This is a genomic window from Pseudorhodoferax soli (genome assembly GCF_003337555.1).
GTDB classification, from domain to species: Bacteria; Pseudomonadota; Gammaproteobacteria; order Burkholderiales; family Burkholderiaceae_C; genus Pseudorhodoferax; species Pseudorhodoferax soli.
In genome coordinates, this window is sequence record NZ_QPJK01000001.1 from 132,407 (window position 1) to 148,727 (window position 16,321).

Sequence of the window (16,321 nt, forward strand, 5' to 3'; positions counted from 1 at the left end):
CCCATGCCTGAAGCCCTGACCCTGGAACGCATGCGCGCCGACGTGGCCCGCATGCTGCGCGAAGACCCCGCCGAGATCGGCCTGGACGACAACCTCATGGACTGGGGCCTGGATTCCATGCGCCTGCTCAACCTCGTGCTGGGCTGGAACGAGGCCGGCCTGCAACTGGACATGTCGGAAATCGGCGCGGAAACCACGCTGAACGGCTGGTGGAACCTGGTCCAGCAGCGCCAGGCATGACGGCGCAGAGCGCGCACGGCGCCGCCCCCTGGCCGCTGACCGAGGCCCAGAGCGGCCTGTGGTACGCCCAGCAGCTGGCCCCCGCCAACCCCGCCTTCAACTGCGGCCACGCGCTATGGATCGATGGCCCGCTCGATGTGGCCGCCTTCGCGGCCGCCGCCGAACAGGCCGCGGCCGAGTGCGGGTCGCTCGCGCTCGCGCTGCGCGACACGCCCGACGGCCCGCGGCAGTGGATCGACCCGGCCCGCCGGCCCGTCCTGCAGACCATCGATCTCTCGGCCCACGCCGACGCCGCCGATCGCGCGCTGGCTGCCATGGGCGCGGACATGCAGACGCCGCTGGATCCCACGCGCGACGCACTGGCCGTGCAGCGCCTGTACCGCCTTTCCCCGACCCGCCACTGCTGGTACCAGCGCGCCCACCACCTGGCCAGCGATGGCTACGGCATGGCGCTGTGGAGCCAGCGCCTGGCCGAGCTCTACGCCGAAGCCCTGGGCCAGGCCCCTGCGCGTGCGCCGCTGGCCGCGTTCGCGCAACTGGTCTCCGAGGACGCGGCCTACCGCGCCTCGCCCAGGCGCGCCCAGGACGCCGCCTTCTGGCGCGACGCCTTCACGCCCATGCCCGAGGTGGCGGGCCTGGGGAATCCAGCAGGAGGCCGCGCCCACGCCGCCCACACCTGCCACCGTCTCAGCGCGCCACTGGACGCCGACCTGCGCGCCGCGCTGCTGGCCAAGGCCCAGGCCCTGGACACCAGCTGGCCCGACCTCCTGACCGCCTGGACTGGGCTGTACTGCCTGCGCATGGCCACGGCCGAAGCCACGGTGCTGGGCATCCCGTTCATGGGCCGGCTCGGCAGCGCGGCCTCGCGCGCGAGCGCCACCACCATGAACGTGCTGCCGCTGGCCGTCCGCGCCACGCCGGGCCAGCCGCTCGCCGACTTCACGGAGCAACTCGTGCGCGCGCAGACGCGCGCGCGCCGCCACGGCCGCTACCGCAGCGAGCAGCTGCGCCGCGACCTCAACCTGCTGGGCGGCCAGCGCCGGCTGCATGCCGCGCTGATCAACGTCCAGCCCTTCTACAAGCCGCTGGTGCTGCCGGGCCTGGCGACGCGGCTCGAGATCCTGGGCACCGGCCCGATCGACGACCTGACCATCGGTTTCCGTGGCGACGGCGTGCAGCAGCTCGAGCTGGAGATCGAGGCCAACCCCGCGCTCTACAGCGCAGCCAGCGTGGCCGGCCATCTGGCGCGGCTGCCGCACTTCCTGCGCGCCGCGCTGACCGCCGTGTCCGTGGACGACATGCCGCTGGCCAGCCCCGCCGAGGCCCAGCGCCACCTGTTCGCGCTGAACGCCACCGACCATGCCGTGCCCAGCACCACGCTGGCGGCATTGATCGAGGCCCAGATGGCCGCGCGGCCCGGGGCGGCTGCGCTGGAGTTCGAAGGCCGGGCGCTGAGCTACGCCCAGCTGGAGCAGCGCTCGCGCGCGCTGGCCCTCACGCTGCGCGCGCGCGGCGTCGGCCGCGACAGCCTCGTCGCCGTGGCGCTGCCGCGATCGCTGGAACTGCTCATCGCGCTCGTGGCCGTGCTGCGCGCCGGCGGCGCCTACCTGCCACTGGACCTCGCCCATCCGCCCGAGCGGCTGGCGCGCGTGGTCGCGCTGTCCCAGCCCGTCTGCGCCCTCGTGCGCGCCGAGGACGCGGCCCGCCTGCCACCCTTGCTGCCGCGCCTGCGCACGGCCGACTGGCCGCAGCAGCCGGACGCCGCGCTCGACGCCCCACCGGCCCCGGGCGACGCCGCCTACGTGATCTACACCTCGGGCTCCACGGGCGAACCCAAGGGCGTGCTGGTGGAACACCGGGCCATCGTCAACCGGCTGGAATGGATGCGCCAGCACTACGGCTTCACGCCGGAAGAACGCATCCTGCAAAAGACGCCCGCGACCTTCGACGTCTCGGTCTGGGAGTTCTTCCTGCCGCTCATCACCGGCTGCACGCTGGTGATCGCGCCGCCCGAGGCGCACCGCGACCCGGCCGCGCTCGCGCAGATCATCCGCACGCAGCGCATCGGCACCTGCCACTTCGTGCCGTCCATGCTGGCGGCCTTCCTTGCGCACCCGGCCGCGCGCGGCCTCACGATGCAGCGCATCTTCTGCAGCGGAGAGGAACTGCCCGCACCGCTGCGCGACCGGCTGCACGCCACGCTCACGAGCGCGCTGCACAACCTCTACGGCCCCACCGAAGCGGCGGTGGACGTGAGCTGGTGGCCCGCCTCGGCCGACGACCACAGCCGCCCCGTGCCCATCGGCCTGCCGGTGTGGAACACGCGGCTGTATGTGCTGGACGCGCGGATGCGCCCGCTGCCGCCGGGCGTGGCCGGCGACCTCTACCTGGGCGGCGTGCAGCTGGCGCGCGGCTACCTGGGCCGGGACGACCTCACGGCCGAGCGCTTCCTGCCCGACCCGCGCCGCGCTGGCGAGCGCATCTACAAGACCGGCGACCTGGCGCGCTGGCGTGCCGAAGACGGCGCCGTGGTCTTCCTCGGCCGCAGCGACCACCAGGTCAAGCTGCGCGGCCTGCGCATCGAGCTCGGCGAGGTCGAGGCCGCGCTGCACGCCACCGGCCTGGTCACGCGGGCCGAGGTCATGCTGCGCGAGGACAGCGCGGGCGAGAAGCGCCTGGTGGCCTACGTGCAGCTCAGCGCCGACGGCGCCGCGGCCTCCGCCGGGCAGCTGCGCGAGCGCCTCGCCGCGCGCGTGCCCGACTACATGCTGCCTGCGGCCACCGTGGTGTTGTCCGACTGGCCCGTCACCGCCAACGGCAAGCTGGACCGCCAGGCCCTGCCGGCGCCGCGCTTTGCCGACGGTGCCGCGGCCGGCCGCGCGCCGCAGACCGCCACCGAAGAGGCCATCGCCGCGCTGTTCGCCGAACTGCTGCGCCTGCCCGCCGGCACGGCCGTGGGGGCCGAGGCCGACTTCTTCAGCCTGGGCGGCGACTCGCTCTCCGCCGTGCAGCTGCTGCTGCAGATCGAGGAACGCTGGCACCGCAACCCGGGCCTGGGTTCGCTGTTCGAGACCCCCACGGTGGCCGCGCTGGCCGCCGCCATCGACGGCGAGGCCGTGCGCTTCGACAGCGGGCTCAAGCCGCTGATCCGGCTGGCGGCAGGCGATGCCGCGCAGGCGCCGCTCTTCGTGGTGCACCCGGCCGGCGGCATCGCCTGGGGCTACCGGCTGCTGGCGCGGAGCATCGCCGAGATGGCACCCTCGCGCAGCGTCTGGGGCCTGCAATCGCCCGCGCTGGCGCCCGAGCACCCGCTGCCGGACGGCATCGCCACGCTGGCCCAGGACTACGCCGTGCGCGTGGCCACGCTCCAGCCGCTGGGGCCCATCCACCTGGCCGGCTGGTCGGTCGGCGGCATCCTCGCGCAGGCCATGGCCGTGGCCCTGCAGCAGATGGGGCGCCAGGTCGGACTGGTCGCGCTGCTGGACGCCTACCCGGCCGACTGCTGGCGCGACGAGCCCGAACCCTCGCCGCTGCAGGCGCTGCGCGCGCTGCTGGCGATCGCCGGCTACGACCCTGAGGGCCACCCCGAGCTCGACACGCGCGACAAGGTCGTGGACTTCCTGCGCGCCGGCGACACAGCGCTCGGCAACCTGCCCGCCGCCGCACTCGAGGGCGTGGTGCGCGTGGTGACCGACACCAACCGCCTGATCCGCCAGCACCGCCACAGCCGCATGGCCGGCACGCTGACCCACGTGCGCGCCGCGCGCGACCATGCCGGCAAGCCGCAGCTGCAGGCCGCGCGCTGGCTGGACTACGCCGAGCGCGTGGACATGCTGGAGGTACCGCTCATGCACGCGCAGATGACGGGCGCCGAGGCCACGGCACTCATCGCGCCGCTGCTCGCGGCCAGGATGGCGCAATGGGCATGATGCGCGAGGACCTCTCCAGGCCGGCCGAACAGGCCGCCGACGGCCGCGCGCGCATGCTGCTGCTGTCGCACGGCGGCGGCCTGCTCAGCGAAGGCGTGCAGGCGCAGCTGGCCGTGCCGGCCGCGCAGCTGGGCAGCGCGGTGGCGCGGCACTTCGCCGGCGCCGCACCCCATGCCAGGCTGGTCGGCGCCCTGCCCTTCGACCGCCACGCGCCAGCGCACCTGCTGGCACCGCGCCGCGTGCACGACGCCGACGCCGCATCCGCCTGGCTGCACTGCATGGCCGGCCAAGCCGCTGCACCGCAGGGCTGGTCGCTGCAAGACGAACCCACGCGCGCCGGCTACGCGGCCGCCGTCGCCCAGGCCGTGCAGCGCCTGCAGGCTGGCAGCGGCCTGCACAAGGTCGTGCTGGCCCGCACCTTGGACGCGCGCAGCACCACGCCCATCAGCCCCTGGTGGCTGGCCCGGCGCCTGGCCGGCGACCCTGGCGTGCTGCGCTACGTGCTGCCCCTGCCGGTCGAGGCCGACGCCGCACCGGCCTGGCTGGTCGGCGCCACGCCCGAACTGCTGCTCTCGCGCCGCGGCGCCGTCATCGCGAGCGAGCCGCTGGCCGGCTCGGCCGCGCGCGGGCCCGACCTGGCGGCCAGCGAAGCCCGTGCTGCGGCCCTGCGCGACTCCGCCAAGGACCTGGGCGAGCACCGCTACGTGGTGCAGGCCATCGCCGATCTGCTGGCGCCGCTGTGCCGCCAGCTGCGCGTGCCGGCCACACCCGCGCTGCACGCCACGGCCAGCATGTGGCACCTGGGCACGCGCATCGAGGGCGAGCTCAAGGACGCGTCCGCCGACGGCCTGCCACTGGCCTCCAGCGCCGCGCTGGCCGCCCTGCTGCACCCCACGCCCGCCGTCTGCGGCACACCGCGCGACGCGGCGGCCGAGGCCATCGCCGCGCTGGAAACCGTGCCACGCGGCTTCTACGCGGGCGCCGTCGGCTGGTGCGATGCCGCAGGCGACGGCGCCTGGCATGTGGCGCTGCGCTGCGCCCGCGTGCAAGGCCACACGGCCCGCCTGTTCGCCGGCGCCGGCATCGTCGCCGACTCCTCGCCCGCATCGGAGGCCGCCGAAACGCGCGCAAAATTCAACGCCATGCTCCATGCGCTGGGCATCGCCCCCGCGCTGTTCCCCCACGACCGATGACCGACACCCCACGCCGCCTGCCCAGCATCCCCGCCTACGCGCTGCCGCGCGCCGACGAACTGCCCCCCTCGCGCGCACCCTGGCGCCTGGACACTGCGCGCGCCGCGCTGCTGGTGCACGACATGCAGGACTACTTCCTCGCGGCCTTCCCGCCCGCGGCCGAGCCCCTGCAGAGCGCCGTGGCCCATCTCGCGCAGCTGCTGGCCTGGGCCCGCGCGGCCGGCGTGCCGGTGTTCTACACAGCCCAGCACGGCAACCAGGACCGGCGCGACCGCGGCCTGCAGGCCGAACTCTGGGGCCCTGGTATGCGCGCCACCGCCGAGCACGAGCAGATAGTCGCCGCGCTCGGGCCCCAGAGCGGCGACCAGGTGCTGACCAAGCACCGCTACAGCGCCTTCCAGCGCAGCAACCTGGAGACGCTGATGCGCGTGCGCGGCCGCGACCAGCTCGTCATCACGGGCGTCTACGCCCACATCGGCTGCCTGTGCACGGCCGCCGAAGCCTTCCAGCGCGACATCGAACCCTTCTTCGTGGCCGACGCGCTGGCCGATTTCTCGCGCGAGAAGCACGACATGGCGCTGCAATGGGTGGCGGCCACCTGCGGCCAGGTGCTGACCACCGCGCAACTGCTGGCGGGGGCCTGACCATGCGTGCACGCCACCGCACCGTGCTGCTCGCTTGCGCAGCGCTGCTGGGCCTGCACGCCCAGGCCCAGAGCAGCCACCCGCTGCTGTCGCCGCCCGCGGCGCAGCGCTACCCCGGGGAACTGGCCAAGGAGATGCAGCGCATCGCCGCCGGCAGCACCGCGCAGGACCGGGCGCGGCAGCTGGTCGCCGCGCTGGCGAAGAGCCTGGCCCAGCAGCGCGACGGCATCCGCACCCTGGTGGTGCCCGAGCGGCCCATCGCCGGACAGCTGTCGGCCGTGGCCATCGTGCCGCCCAGCAGCAAGCCCCAGGTGCCGATCGGCGTGTGCCTGCAGCAGGGCGTGGTGGCCGACGACGGCCAGATGACACACACCAACATCGGCATGCTGCAGATCGCCAGCGACGGCTCGGTCGCGCCGCACCTGTGGACCGGCGAGCGTGTCGGCGCCGAGGTGGACGGCAAGCTGCAGGCCGCCTGCGCGCCCTACCGCGCGGGCTACATCGAGTACATCAGCAGCGCTGCGCCCGGCTGAGCGCGTTCCTACTGGCGCGGCCCGTACTTCATCTCCCGCAGCTCCCCTTCGCGGAACTGCAGGATGGTGATGAACTGCCCGATGCCGGGCTTGTAGGTCCACTCCTCCACCATGTCGCAGGCCACGTGCGGCGGCCGGCCGACGGTGCTGGGCGCGATGCCGATGGGCTTGCAAAAGCTGTCCTTGGCCGCGGGCGCGCCGCACTTGGACTCGATCACGAATTTCGTCTCGCCGACCTGCGCGAAGTCGCGGCCGCAGCGCAGGGATTGGGCGGCGGCCTGGCCGCCCCAGGACAGCAGCACACAGGCCAGGATCGACAGCTTCAGCATGGCGACGGCTCCTTGGGTCATACCCAGTTCTCCAGTGCCAACCCGGCAACACGCTGGAACTCACGCGCGTTGTTGGTGACAAGCACGCACCCCAGGGCCAGCGCGTGCGCGGCAATCAAGGTGTCGAGTGCACCGATCGGCGTGCCTTGCCGCTCCAGCTGGCTGCGCAGGCTGCCATAGCGCCGCATGGCAGCTTCGTCGAAGGCACAGACTTCCAGCGGCGCCAGGAATTTGTCGAGTGCTTGCCGGTTGCGATCCGACCCGCTCTTGGCAACCCCGAAGGCCAACTCGGCCCCTGTGATGCTGGAGATGCCGACCTCTCCCACCTCCAACGCCTCGAAACGCACGAACACCTCGGCTGGCCGGCGGTTGATGATGTAGATGCAGGTGTTGGTGTCCAGCAGGTAGCGCGGGCCGCCGCTCAACGCGGCCATGCTTCGCGCTCCTGTACCTCGGGCTGTTCGCGCTCGAGGACAAAGCCTGGCTCGAACTCGGCCAACGCCTCGCGCATCACTTGCCAGGGCGCTTGCACGGGCAACAGCAGCACGCCGTTGCCGAAGCGCCTGGCCACGACCTCTTCGCCCTCGAAGCGAAGGCTCTTGGGCAGCCGTACGGCCTGGCTGCGGCCGGACATGAACAGTTTGGCGACGGCAGTGGACATGCAACACCTCGTATTGGTAGCCACCAATGGTAGCCATCATTTGGTAGCAACACCACCCGGCACCACAAAGCCCTGGTTGGCCCCGGGGCAGCTCAAGCCTGCAGCACCCGCGCCAACGCCGCATCGAACACATCGGCCCGCTCGTACTGAACCCAGTGCCCGGCATCGTCGACCAGCGTCAGCCCCTGGAAGCCGGGGCCCTGCGCGAAGGCCTCGGCCAGCCGGTCCATGCGTCCGCTGTAGAGCACGTCCTCGCGCCCGTAGATCGCCCAGACCGGGCAGCGCACCTGCTGCAGCGCGTCCTTGAGCGCCTCGGTGCGGGCCAGCCGGCGGCGTTGCATGCGGTCGCGCAGCACGTTGGCGGTGTGCAGGGCCAGCGCGAGCGCGTCGATGGCCCTGGGCCGGTGCAGCATCAGCACACCGAGGTTGTGGCGGTGCACGGCTTCGCGTGCGGCTGTGTCCTCGAGGTGGCGCCAGCCGCGCAGCACGATGCGGCCTGCGTCGGACACGCCCATGGCCGGCGCACCGACCAGCACCAGCCGCGCCGCGCGCTGCGGATGGGCTGCGGCCAGCAGGCCGGCCGTGAGACCGCCGAACGAGAAGCCCACCAGGTCGCAGCGCTGCGCACCCAGCAGCTCGGCCAGGCCCTGCTCCAGCGCGGGTGCCACGTCGTCGGCATCGCCGCCGCCGGGCGGGCGCGCCGAATCGCCGAAGCCCGGCAGGTCGGGCACCAGCACCTGGCGGCCGGCGGCGAGCAGCGCGTCGATGTTGCGCACCCAGTGGGTCCAGCTGCCGCTGCCGCCGTGCAGCAGCACGACGGGGCCGGGCGCGCCGGCGTCGGCCGGGCCCCAGCGGTGCCACAGGATGTGGCCGTCGCCACACGCGGTCTGCAGGGTCTGGGCCGCGGCCTCCAGCCGCGGAATCGGGTCGGGAAGAACGCTCATCGGCTGTTTATACCGCCGGGCTTTTCATGCCCATGTCACCAACGCTGGCGAGCATGCGGCCTTCCTGTACGAACGAGATGGAGCTTCGATGACGATGTGGCGCAAAGGCCTGACGGCGGTGGCGGTGGCAAGCCTGGTGGCCGCCTGTGGTGGCGGGTCCGACGACAACGGCCAGCCGCTGGACCTGACCATCCTGCACATCAACGACCACCATTCCACGCTGGAGAGCAAGGCCAAGACGCTCAAGCTGTCGGCCGGTGGCACGGCGGCGCAGGACGTGACGGTGGACGCCGGCGGCTTCCCGCGCGTGACGGCGGCCATCGCCGAACTGGCGGCGCAATCGCCCAACGTGCTCAAGCTGCATGCCGGCGATGCGCTGACAGGCACGCTGTACTTCAACCGGGCCGGCGCCGACGGCGAGGCCGACGCGGCCATGATGAACACCGTCTGCTTCGACGCGTTCACGCTGGGCAACCACGAATTCGACAAGGGCGACACGGGACTCAAGGGCTTCCTCGACCGCCTGCACGCCGGCAGCTGCAAGACGCCGGTGCTGAGCGCCAACGTGCAGTTCGGCGCCAACTCGGCACTGCACGCCAGCCGCGCGCCGGGCCTGGTCAGCCCCTCCACCGTGGTGGAGCGGGGCGGCCAGAAGATCGGCATCGTGGGCCTCACGATCGCGGGCAAGACCAAGGCCTCCTCCAGCCCCGATGCCGACACCCGCTTCGAGGACGAAGCCGTGGCCGCGCAGCGCGAGATCGACAGACTGCGCGCGCAGGGCATCAACAAGATCATCCTCATGAGCCACATCGGCTATGGCTACGACCAGGAGGTCATCGCCAGGCTGTCGGGCGTGGACATTGCCGTCGGCGGGGACTCGCACACCCTGCTGGGCCCGGATGCGCTGGCCACCACCGGCGTGGGCACGCCGGGCGGCGCCTACCCCACGCGCCTGGCCGACAAGGACGGCAAGAACGTCTGCCTGGTCCAGGCCTGGGAGTACGCGCAGGTGGTCGGCGAGCTCAAGGTCAGCTTCGACGCCAAGGGCGAGGTCACCAGCTGCAACGGCACGCCGCACGTGTTGATCGGCAACGACTACCGCATCGGCACCGCGCTCACCGCCCCCGCCGCCACCGATGCCCAGCGCGCGGCCATCGCGGCGAGCGTGGCGGCCACGGGCTTCCTGCGCGTGACGGCCCCACAGGCCGCGGCCACCGCCGCGCTGCAGCCCTTCAAGGACAAGGTGGCGGTGTTCAACCAGACCCAGGTGGCGGTGGCGCCCCAGGAGCTGTGCTCGCGCCGCGTGCCGGGTGGCGTCGGCTCGGCCGACTACAGCCGCTCCAGCCCGGCCTGCACCGCCGAGGGCAGCGTGAGCGTGCGCGGCGGCGACATCCAGCAGCTTGTGGCGCAGGCCTACCTGGAAGTGGCCAACGCGCGCTACGGTGGCGCAGACCTCACGCTGCAAAGCGGTGGCGGCGTGCGCGTGCCGCTGCAGGGCACGGTGACCGCCGCCCAGGCGATCCAGGTGCTGCCGTTCGGCAACATGCTGTTCCGCCTCGACGTGACGGGCCAGGAAGTCAAGGGCATGCTGGAAGACGGCCTGCAAGCGGTCTACGGCCCGGGCGGCTCGACTGGCCCCTACCCCTACACGGGCGGCATGCGCTTCGATGTGAACGCCAGCGCCGCCAACGGCAGCCGCGCGAGCGGCATCGAGGTGCGCGACAACGGCACCGGCAACTGGGTGGCACTGGACCCGGCCAAGACCTACAAGCTGTTCGTGCTGAGCTTCAACGCCACCGGTGGCGACGGCTACAGGACGCTGGCGGCCGTGCCGGCCGCGCGCCGCCTGGACATCGGCGTGCTCGACGCCGACGTGTTCTTCAGCTACATCGAGGCACTGCCCAAGGACGGCACGACGGGCCTGCCGCTGCTGGGCCGCCTCTCGCACGACCTATACAGCACCAAAAGCTTCGTCGGCCTGAACTGAACCCGTGCCGGCCTACGCCGGCAGCCGGAGCGTGAACACCACGTAGGGCTCGGCGTAGGCGTGTTCCAGATCGCCGCCATGCGCGCGCGCGATCTGCCGCGCGATGTACAGGCCCAGCCGCAGGCCATCGCCGCCGGCCCCGAGCCCGGCGGCCCCGGGGTGGAAGGGGTCGAACAGCGCGGCCAGCACCGGGGCCGCGATCTCGGGCGCCACGTTGCTGACATCCAGCACCACGGCTTCGCCTTCGCGGCGCAACTGCACCACCACCGCCTCGTCCGCCGCGCCGTGGCGCGCGGCATTGCCGACCAGGCAGGCCAGCAGCTGGCGCAGCCGCGCCGCATGGCCGTAGAGCACCAGGCTGCGCGGCACCTCGCGGATGAAGCGCTGCGCCGGCTGGACCGATTGCGTCTCCACGAGCACGGCATGCAGCAGCTGGGCCAGATCCACCGGCGCCAGTGCCAGATCCAGAGCCGCGCCGCCGCGCACGTGCGCCGCGTCCAGCACCTGGGCCACCAGGCGCTGCATGCGGCTGCCGGCGGGCTGGGGGTCCACGGGGTCGGGCATGGCACCGCCGACACCCGCGCTCAGCAACGCCAGCAGGTGGCTGCGCGCACGGTCCAGGTCGGCGCTGCGCGCGGCACTGGCGCGTGCCAGTTCGCTGAGCAGGGGCCGGGCGATCTCCAGGTCGGTCTCGCTCCAGGGCACGCAGCGGCCCCGCACGGTTTCCTTCCAGACGTCGAAGCTGCCGCGCGGCGTGAGCCGCGGCCCCAGCGGGCCATGGCTGTATTCCTTCTCGGGCCGGCCGCCCCAGGCGATGGTCTCGACCTCCTCCTTGCGCAGCAGCACGAGCCAGCCGTCGGCCGCATCGGAGAAGCGCAGCGCGAGCAGGCCGCACCAGCCGCCCAGGGCGTCGCGCAGTGCGGCCGGCATGCCGTCCTGGCTGTCGCAGAGCCACAGGCCGCCGTGCAGCGGCGCCTGCGCGGCCAGGAAGGGCAGTAGCTCGCGCGCGGCCTCGGGCGCCACGCCCGTGGCCGCCAGCACGCGGCCGCGCTCGGCCAGCACCAGGCCATGGGACTCCAGCATGCCGGTCAAGGCCTCGGCCTCGCCCGCCAGCGCCTGCACGCCGTCCTCGGCATGCAGCAAGGTCTCGATGGCGCGCGCACGCGTGGCGGCGGCGGCGGCCACGCGCGCGGCACTGGCCCGCGCCAGTGCGGTCTGCACGTCGGCCGCCAGCACATGGGCCAGTACATCGCAGGCGCTGCGCACGCGGTAGGGCACGTGGCGCGGGCGCATGTGGTGGCAGGCCAGCATGCCCCAGAGCCGGCCCTGCACGACGATGGAAATGCTCATGGACGCGGCCACGCCCATGTTGGTGAGGTACTCGATGTGCACCGGCGAGACGCTGCGCAGCACGCTGTGCGAGAGGTCCAGCGGCGCGGCCGCCGCGTCCAGCGCCTCGATGGGCACGGCGACGCTGCCCACGTCGACGATGGTGCGCAAGGTGTTGAGCAGGTACAGCCGGCGCGCCTGGGCCGGGATGTCGCTGGCGGGGTAGCGGCGGCCCACGAAAGGCTCCAGCGCGGGGTCGCGCGCCTCGGCCACCACGTCGCCGCTGTCGTCGTGGCGGAACCGGTAGGCCATCACGCGGTCGAAGCCGGTCAGCGCGCGCACCTCCTGCACGGCCACGGCCAGCAGGTCGTCCATGCTGCGCTGGCGCTTGAGCCGCACCAGTGCCCTGTGGCCCTTGAAGGCGTCGTCGGCGAGCAGCGCGGCCTCCTCGCCCAGCCGTTCGAGCTCCAGCAGCAGCTGAGGGCCCTGGCGGTGGCCGATCAGCTCGAAATGCCGGCCGGCCAGCGCCACCTCGATGGCCACGGGCTGCGACTCGTCGGCCTCGGCCGCCAGGCATTCCTGGACCAGGCCGTGCATGGCGGCGTCGGAGACGAAGCAGGTCTGCGCCAGCGGCTGGCCGAGCGCCGGCGCGGCAGCGCCCAGCATGTCGACGGCGTTGGCACTGCGGTGCGACAGGCAGCCGTCGGCACCGAAGACCAGCAGCACGCCATGGGACTGGACACGGCCAGGGATGTGGATGGGTTCCTGGTCGCAGTTGGACAGGCCCAGCGGCTCGGCGCGCGCATTCATGGGATCAGCTCCTCCTGCCGAAATCGGCCCAGCAGGTCTTCGAACGCCCAGCAGGCCGCGGCACTGGCGGCGGCGACGTCGGCCGGCGCCACGAGCGCGGCGCGCAGCGCCTGCAGGAAGCTGTTCCAGTGCGCGCCGGTGGCGGCACCGCGGCCTTGCAGGTAGCGCAGCGGCGCGGCGACGCCGGCGCGGCGCAGGCGCTGGTGCAGCACGCGGCCGCCGAGCTGCGAGCCCTCGACCACATAGGCCACGCCCCAGGCCGCGGCCGCGCTGTCCGGCGGCGGACTGGCCCGGCCGGCGGGCGCACCGGCGAGGCCGGCATCGGCCAGGTCGGCGCGCAGTGGCTCGAGCAGGCCCTGCCCCCAGCCGGCGCGTTGCAGCAGCGGCGTGAGGTCCGACAGCCAACCGTGCAGCACGCGCAGGTGCTCGTGGTAGTGGTGCAGGGATTGGGTGGCATCGGCTGGTTGGGCCAGCGGCAGCTGGCTGTCCAGTCGAGCGTGCAGCGCCTGCGTGGCACTGCGCAGCGCCTGCACGGGATCACCCGCTGCAGCCGCCGGCATGGCGTCGTTTGACAAGGAAGAATCGCCCCCGGGCGAGATGGAACGGTGAAGGGGGCCGATGGTAATGCCGCGCCCTGCGGCGCCCTACGTCATTTGATGGGCCGGCGCCGCCGCGCCAGCGCCCATCCCGCCGCGGCCACGCCCAGCAGCGCCGGCAACGGGGGTTCGGGCACTTCGTTGCCGGGCGCGAAGCCCAGCTGCAGGCTGGCCACGCGCTGCAGCAACTCAGCGTCGCGCCCGGAAATGCCCAGGTCGCGCGCGGCGATCTCGGCGCCGCCGAAGGCGGCTGGGTCCAGGCCGGTCAGCGTGCCGTACAGCGTCAGCGCGCTCAGGTAGGAGCCGTACAGGCTGGCGTGCGTGCCGTCGTCCCACCACAGGTCGGGCAGGCCATCGCTGCCGGCATCCGGCGCGTAGTGGTTGGCGGTGGCCACGCCCATGGCCAGCGCCAGCATGAAGGCATCGCCCACTGGCGCCACGGCGGTGATGCCGCCGCTGCCGTCGGCGCCGGCGTCCAGTGCCGCCTTGGCATAGGCATCGCGCAAGTCGACCGCCATGTCCTGCAGCGAGGCATAGAACGAGGTGGCCGGCGTGTCCGTGAAGCTGATGGCGCCGGTCACGGGATCGGTCACCGTGGTGAACGGTGCGTTGACGAGGTTGGGCCGCGCCCAGGTCTGGTACAGGTAGACCTCGGTGTCGGCGCTGGCATTCGGGTTGGCCGGGATCTCGCGCAGGTTGCCGCAGGTGCCGGCAGAGGCGCCCGTGATCGCGGCACAGGCGGCGTTGCTGCCGCCGATCAGCTCGCGCTCGCGGTACGCCAGGTCCTGGCCCTGGTGGATGTAGTTCTCCAACAGGTTCACGTAGGTGTTGAAGTAGGCCGGGTTGGACGCGAGCCCCGCCTGCTTGGGCAGCGGCTCGTCGCTCTGCTCCTGCAGCACCACCTTGCTCCAGGCCTGGCTGGCAACGTTGCCGCGCAGGTCCCAGCCGGCCGGGTTGCTGTTGAGGAAGTGGCCGCGCAGCGAAGCCGCGTTGCGCGTGGACAGCGCCACCTGGTAGTTGAGCCCGGCCTGCACCGTCAGCTGCTTGAAGATGCCCGCCACACCGCCCCAGGGATGGGGCTCGAAGGCGTTGCTGCCGGTGCTGTCGGCCGCCGCCATCGGCGCCGTGAGGTCGCGCACGTTGGCGGCGTTGTAGCCCATCACCGGGTCGACGCGGCCGAAGGTGTAGCTGTTGCCGACGAACAGCACGCTGATGGGTTCGGCCTGGGCGGCTGCGCAGGCCAGCAGGGCCGGCAGGGCCAGGGCGCGCAGCTTGGCGCGCGCGGTGGTGCGGTTCATGGATCTGTCTCCGTGTCGTTGGGGCGCCGATGCTAGGGCGGCCCCCCGGACAGATCAAATACCCGAAACCGCTGCTCCGCATATGTTCTGCATATGCGGGCCAGCGCTGGCGAGCGCTGGCGAGCGCTACTGCCGCGCCGTTCGCACGTTGGCCGGCACCGCGCCCGGATGGCTGGTGCGCCAGGGGTTGATGTCCAGCCCGCCGCGCCGCGTGTAGCGCGCATAGACGGTCAGCTTGACCGGCCGGCAGCGGCGCCAGATGTCCATGAAGATGCGTTCCACGCACTGCTCGTGGAACTCGTTGTGGTTGCGAAAGCTCACGATGTAGCGCAGCAGCCCGGCCTGGTCGATCTGCGGGCCCGAATAGCTGATCTGCACGCTGCCCCAGTCGGGCTGGCCGGTGACCAGGCAGTTGCTCTTGAGCAGGTTGGAGCTCAGCACCTCGGTCACGGGCGACTCGTCGAAACTGGCCGTCAGCAGCTCGGGCGCGGGCTGGTAGTGCGTGCATTCCAGGTCGAGCCGGTCCAGGCTCAGGCCGTCGAGCTCGTGGATGGGCTGCTGGTCGAACTGCTCGGGCATCAGCACGCGCACACCGACCGTGGCCGGCGTGTCGCTGCCGCGCCAGACGGCCTCGGAGATGTCGGTGCGCAGGCGTGCGCGCACCTCGTCCACGCTCTCCAGCACCGTGTTCGTGAAGCTGCCCAGGTAGAGCTTGAAGGACTTGCTCTCGACGATGTTGGGCGTCTCGCAGGGGATGGTGAAGTGCACCAGCGCCACCTGCGGCTTGCCGCGCGTGTTGAGCCAGCTGAGCTCATAGGCCGTCCACAGGTCGGCGCCGAAGAAGGGCGAGGCACCGTCAGCACCGATCTCGGCGCGCTTGCCGGCGCGCGGGATCGGGAACAGCAGCGATGCGTCGTACTGGTCGGCATAGGGCGAGGCCTTGCCGAGGGGGGATTGGTCAGGCGAATTCACGTTCTCTGAGCCACTTGGTGGCGATCCATTTTTCTCCGGCCAGCACGGGTGAGCCGCCATGCAGGGTGCGGGTGCTCGGGTGCGGCCGGTCATAACTGAAGAAGACGGCGTTGCCGCGCTTGGGCGCGACTTCCAGGTGCACATCGGGGAACACCGTGCCGCCGCCGCGCTCCGGCTCGCCCAGGTACATGATGAGCGTGCCCACGCGCTGGCCGCCGCGCTTGAGGATGGTGGGCGTGCCGGGCTCGGCCGGGTCGAAGTAGTCGTAGTGCGGCTTGTACTCGGCGCCGGGGCCGTAGCGCAGGATCTGCAGGCCCTCGCCGTTCTCCAGCGGCCAGCGCAGCAGCGCGGCGATGCGCAGCTCGATGCGTTCGATGAGTTCGGTCTCGCCGCGCTGGAAGAACATGCCGTCGCTGGTGCGGTCGACATTGATCTCCTCGCCGCCGGTCTTGGTGGCCACGGTGCGCGAGCGCGCCATGCGCGGGCTCGCCAGGTCGATCAGCGCCTGGCATTCGGCATCGGACAGCAGGCTGCCGAACACCACGATGCGGGGTTGCAGCTGGGCGCTCAACACGTGCACGCGGCGGTCCTCGGCCTGCAGGTACAGCGGCGAATCGTCGAGCGCGGGTTCGGGCACGGTGGTCGCGGGCGGCAGCCCGGCCGCCAGCGCGCCCTGCTCCAGGTGTTCGCGCAGGGTGCTCTCCATGGCCTCGATGGCCACGCCTTCTTCCCAGCCGGCATCGCGCATGGCCTTGAGCACCGCATCGGGGGCATGGCCGGACTGGGCTTGCTCCACGATCCACTGGCGCAGCTGCGGCGTGATGGCCTGGGTCGGTGCGTTGGCGGACATGCGACT

Annotated in this window: 15 protein-coding genes; 6 read left to right on the forward strand and 9 right to left on the reverse strand. The window is 72.5% G+C overall.

The features are described from left to right. Positions 1–3: 3 nt before the first annotated feature. Genes DES41_RS00560 through DES41_RS00580 form a run of 5 tightly spaced genes read left to right on the forward strand, consistent with a single transcriptional unit; the run spans position 4 to position 6,539 of the window. Positions 4–240, forward strand: coding sequence for a phosphopantetheine-binding protein (locus DES41_RS00560; RefSeq protein ID WP_114464962.1), 237 nt, complete (start codon positions 4–6; stop codon positions 238–240). Continuing rightward, positions 237–4,169 (forward strand): non-ribosomal peptide synthetase, encoded by a 3,933-nt coding sequence (locus DES41_RS00565; protein ID WP_114464963.1) that lies wholly within the window; start codon positions 237–239, stop codon positions 4,167–4,169. The genes DES41_RS00560 and DES41_RS00565 overlap by 4 nt, the downstream gene beginning before the upstream one ends. After that, the gene (locus DES41_RS00570) at positions 4,160–5,362 is read left to right on the forward strand and encodes an isochorismate synthase (protein ID WP_211332864.1); all 1,203 of its coding nucleotides are present in this window, start codon (positions 4,160–4,162) and stop codon (positions 5,360–5,362) included. The genes DES41_RS00565 and DES41_RS00570 overlap by 10 nt, the downstream gene beginning before the upstream one ends. Then, complete coding sequence (locus DES41_RS00575; RefSeq protein WP_114464965.1) at positions 5,359–6,006, forward strand: isochorismatase family protein; 648 nt, start codon at positions 5,359–5,361, stop codon at positions 6,004–6,006. Before DES41_RS00570 ends, DES41_RS00575 begins: the two co-directional genes overlap by 4 nt. Before the next feature lie 2 nt (positions 6,007–6,008). Then, positions 6,009–6,539: a hypothetical protein gene (locus DES41_RS00580; protein WP_114464966.1), complete on the forward strand. Its 531-nt coding sequence runs from the start codon at positions 6,009–6,011 to the stop codon at positions 6,537–6,539. Between the two features lie 8 nt (positions 6,540–6,547). On the opposite strand, the gene DES41_RS00585 is transcribed toward DES41_RS00580, so the two are convergent. From DES41_RS00585 to DES41_RS00600, 4 genes are all read right to left on the reverse strand, one after another. Next, the gene (locus DES41_RS00585; protein ID WP_114464968.1) at positions 6,548–6,889 is read right to left on the reverse strand and encodes a DUF2845 domain-containing protein; all 342 of its coding nucleotides are present in this window, start codon (positions 6,887–6,889) and stop codon (positions 6,548–6,550) included. After that, positions 6,886–7,302, reverse strand: a complete 417-nt coding sequence (gene vapC, locus DES41_RS00590; protein ID WP_114464970.1) for a type II toxin-antitoxin system tRNA(fMet)-specific endonuclease VapC — start codon at positions 7,300–7,302, stop codon at positions 6,886–6,888. Before vapC ends, DES41_RS00585 begins: the two co-directional genes overlap by 4 nt. After that, positions 7,290–7,529, reverse strand: a complete 240-nt coding sequence (locus DES41_RS00595) for an antitoxin (protein ID WP_114464971.1) — start codon at positions 7,527–7,529, stop codon at positions 7,290–7,292. Before DES41_RS00595 ends, vapC begins: the two co-directional genes overlap by 13 nt. Positions 7,530–7,621: 92 nt before the next feature. Beyond that, a complete protein-coding gene (locus DES41_RS00600; RefSeq protein WP_114464973.1) occupies positions 7,622–8,473 on the reverse strand; it encodes an alpha/beta fold hydrolase in 852 nt (283 codons plus the stop codon). An 88-nt stretch (positions 8,474–8,561) separates the two neighbouring features. On the opposite strand from DES41_RS00600, the gene DES41_RS00605 reads away from it, so the two are divergent. Further along, a complete protein-coding gene (locus DES41_RS00605; RefSeq protein ID WP_114464975.1) occupies positions 8,562–10,460 on the forward strand; it encodes a bifunctional metallophosphatase/5'-nucleotidase in 1,899 nt (632 codons plus the stop codon). A 12-nt stretch (positions 10,461–10,472) separates the two neighbouring features. Here the strand turns inward: DES41_RS00605 and DES41_RS00610 are convergent, their stop codons facing one another. The 5 genes from DES41_RS00610 to DES41_RS00630 form a co-directional block, all read right to left on the reverse strand. Further along, the gene (locus tag DES41_RS00610; RefSeq protein ID WP_114464977.1) at positions 10,473–12,599 is read right to left on the reverse strand and encodes a GAF domain-containing protein; all 2,127 of its coding nucleotides are present in this window, start codon (positions 12,597–12,599) and stop codon (positions 10,473–10,475) included. Beyond that, positions 12,596–13,159, reverse strand: coding sequence for a biliverdin-producing heme oxygenase (locus DES41_RS00615; protein ID WP_147282783.1), 564 nt, complete (start codon positions 13,157–13,159; stop codon positions 12,596–12,598). Before DES41_RS00615 ends, DES41_RS00610 begins: the two co-directional genes overlap by 4 nt. An 89-nt stretch (positions 13,160–13,248) precedes the next feature. Then, positions 13,249–14,493: a PEP-CTERM sorting domain-containing protein gene (locus DES41_RS00620; RefSeq protein ID WP_114464981.1), complete on the reverse strand. Its 1,245-nt coding sequence runs from the start codon at positions 14,491–14,493 to the stop codon at positions 13,249–13,251. 126 nt (positions 14,494–14,619) lie between these two features. Further along, complete coding sequence (gene queF / locus DES41_RS00625) at positions 14,620–15,465, reverse strand: NADPH-dependent 7-cyano-7-deazaguanine reductase QueF (RefSeq protein ID WP_114464983.1); 846 nt, start codon at positions 15,463–15,465, stop codon at positions 14,620–14,622. Next, positions 15,452–16,315 (reverse strand): 2OG-Fe(II) oxygenase, encoded by an 864-nt coding sequence (locus DES41_RS00630; protein WP_114464985.1) that lies wholly within the window; start codon positions 16,313–16,315, stop codon positions 15,452–15,454. The genes queF and DES41_RS00630 overlap by 14 nt, the downstream gene beginning before the upstream one ends. Between the last annotated feature and the right edge of the window lie 6 nt (positions 16,316–16,321).

Coding starts and splice junctions, on each gene's coding strand:
- DES41_RS00560 (WP_114464962.1), top strand. CDS start 4: ATGCCTGAAGCCCTGACCCTGGAACGCATGCGCGCCGACGTGGCCCGC.
- DES41_RS00565 (WP_114464963.1), top strand. CDS start 237: ATGACGGCGCAGAGCGCGCACGGCGCCGCCCCCTGGCCGCTGACCGAG.
- DES41_RS00570 (WP_211332864.1), top strand. CDS start 4,160: ATGGGCATGATGCGCGAGGACCTCTCCAGGCCGGCCGAACAGGCCGCC.
- DES41_RS00575 (WP_114464965.1), top strand. CDS start 5,359: ATGACCGACACCCCACGCCGCCTGCCCAGCATCCCCGCCTACGCGCTG.
- DES41_RS00580 (WP_114464966.1), top strand. CDS start 6,009: ATGCGTGCACGCCACCGCACCGTGCTGCTCGCTTGCGCAGCGCTGCTG.
- DES41_RS00585 (WP_114464968.1), bottom strand. CDS start 6,889: ATGACCCAAGGAGCCGTCGCCATGCTGAAGCTGTCGATCCTGGCCTGT.
- vapC (WP_114464970.1), bottom strand. CDS start 7,302: ATGGCCGCGTTGAGCGGCGGCCCGCGCTACCTGCTGGACACCAACACC.
- DES41_RS00595 (WP_114464971.1), bottom strand. CDS start 7,529: ATGTCCACTGCCGTCGCCAAACTGTTCATGTCCGGCCGCAGCCAGGCC.
- DES41_RS00600 (WP_114464973.1), bottom strand. CDS start 8,473: ATGAGCGTTCTTCCCGACCCGATTCCGCGGCTGGAGGCCGCGGCCCAG.
- DES41_RS00605 (WP_114464975.1), top strand. CDS start 8,562: ATGACGATGTGGCGCAAAGGCCTGACGGCGGTGGCGGTGGCAAGCCTG.
- DES41_RS00610 (WP_114464977.1), bottom strand. CDS start 12,599: ATGAATGCGCGCGCCGAGCCGCTGGGCCTGTCCAACTGCGACCAGGAA.
- DES41_RS00615 (WP_147282783.1), bottom strand. CDS start 13,159: ATGCCGGCGGCTGCAGCGGGTGATCCCGTGCAGGCGCTGCGCAGTGCC.
- DES41_RS00620 (WP_114464981.1), bottom strand. CDS start 14,493: ATGAACCGCACCACCGCGCGCGCCAAGCTGCGCGCCCTGGCCCTGCCG.
- DES41_RS00630 (WP_114464985.1), bottom strand. CDS start 16,315: ATGTCCGCCAACGCACCGACCCAGGCCATCACGCCGCAGCTGCGCCAG.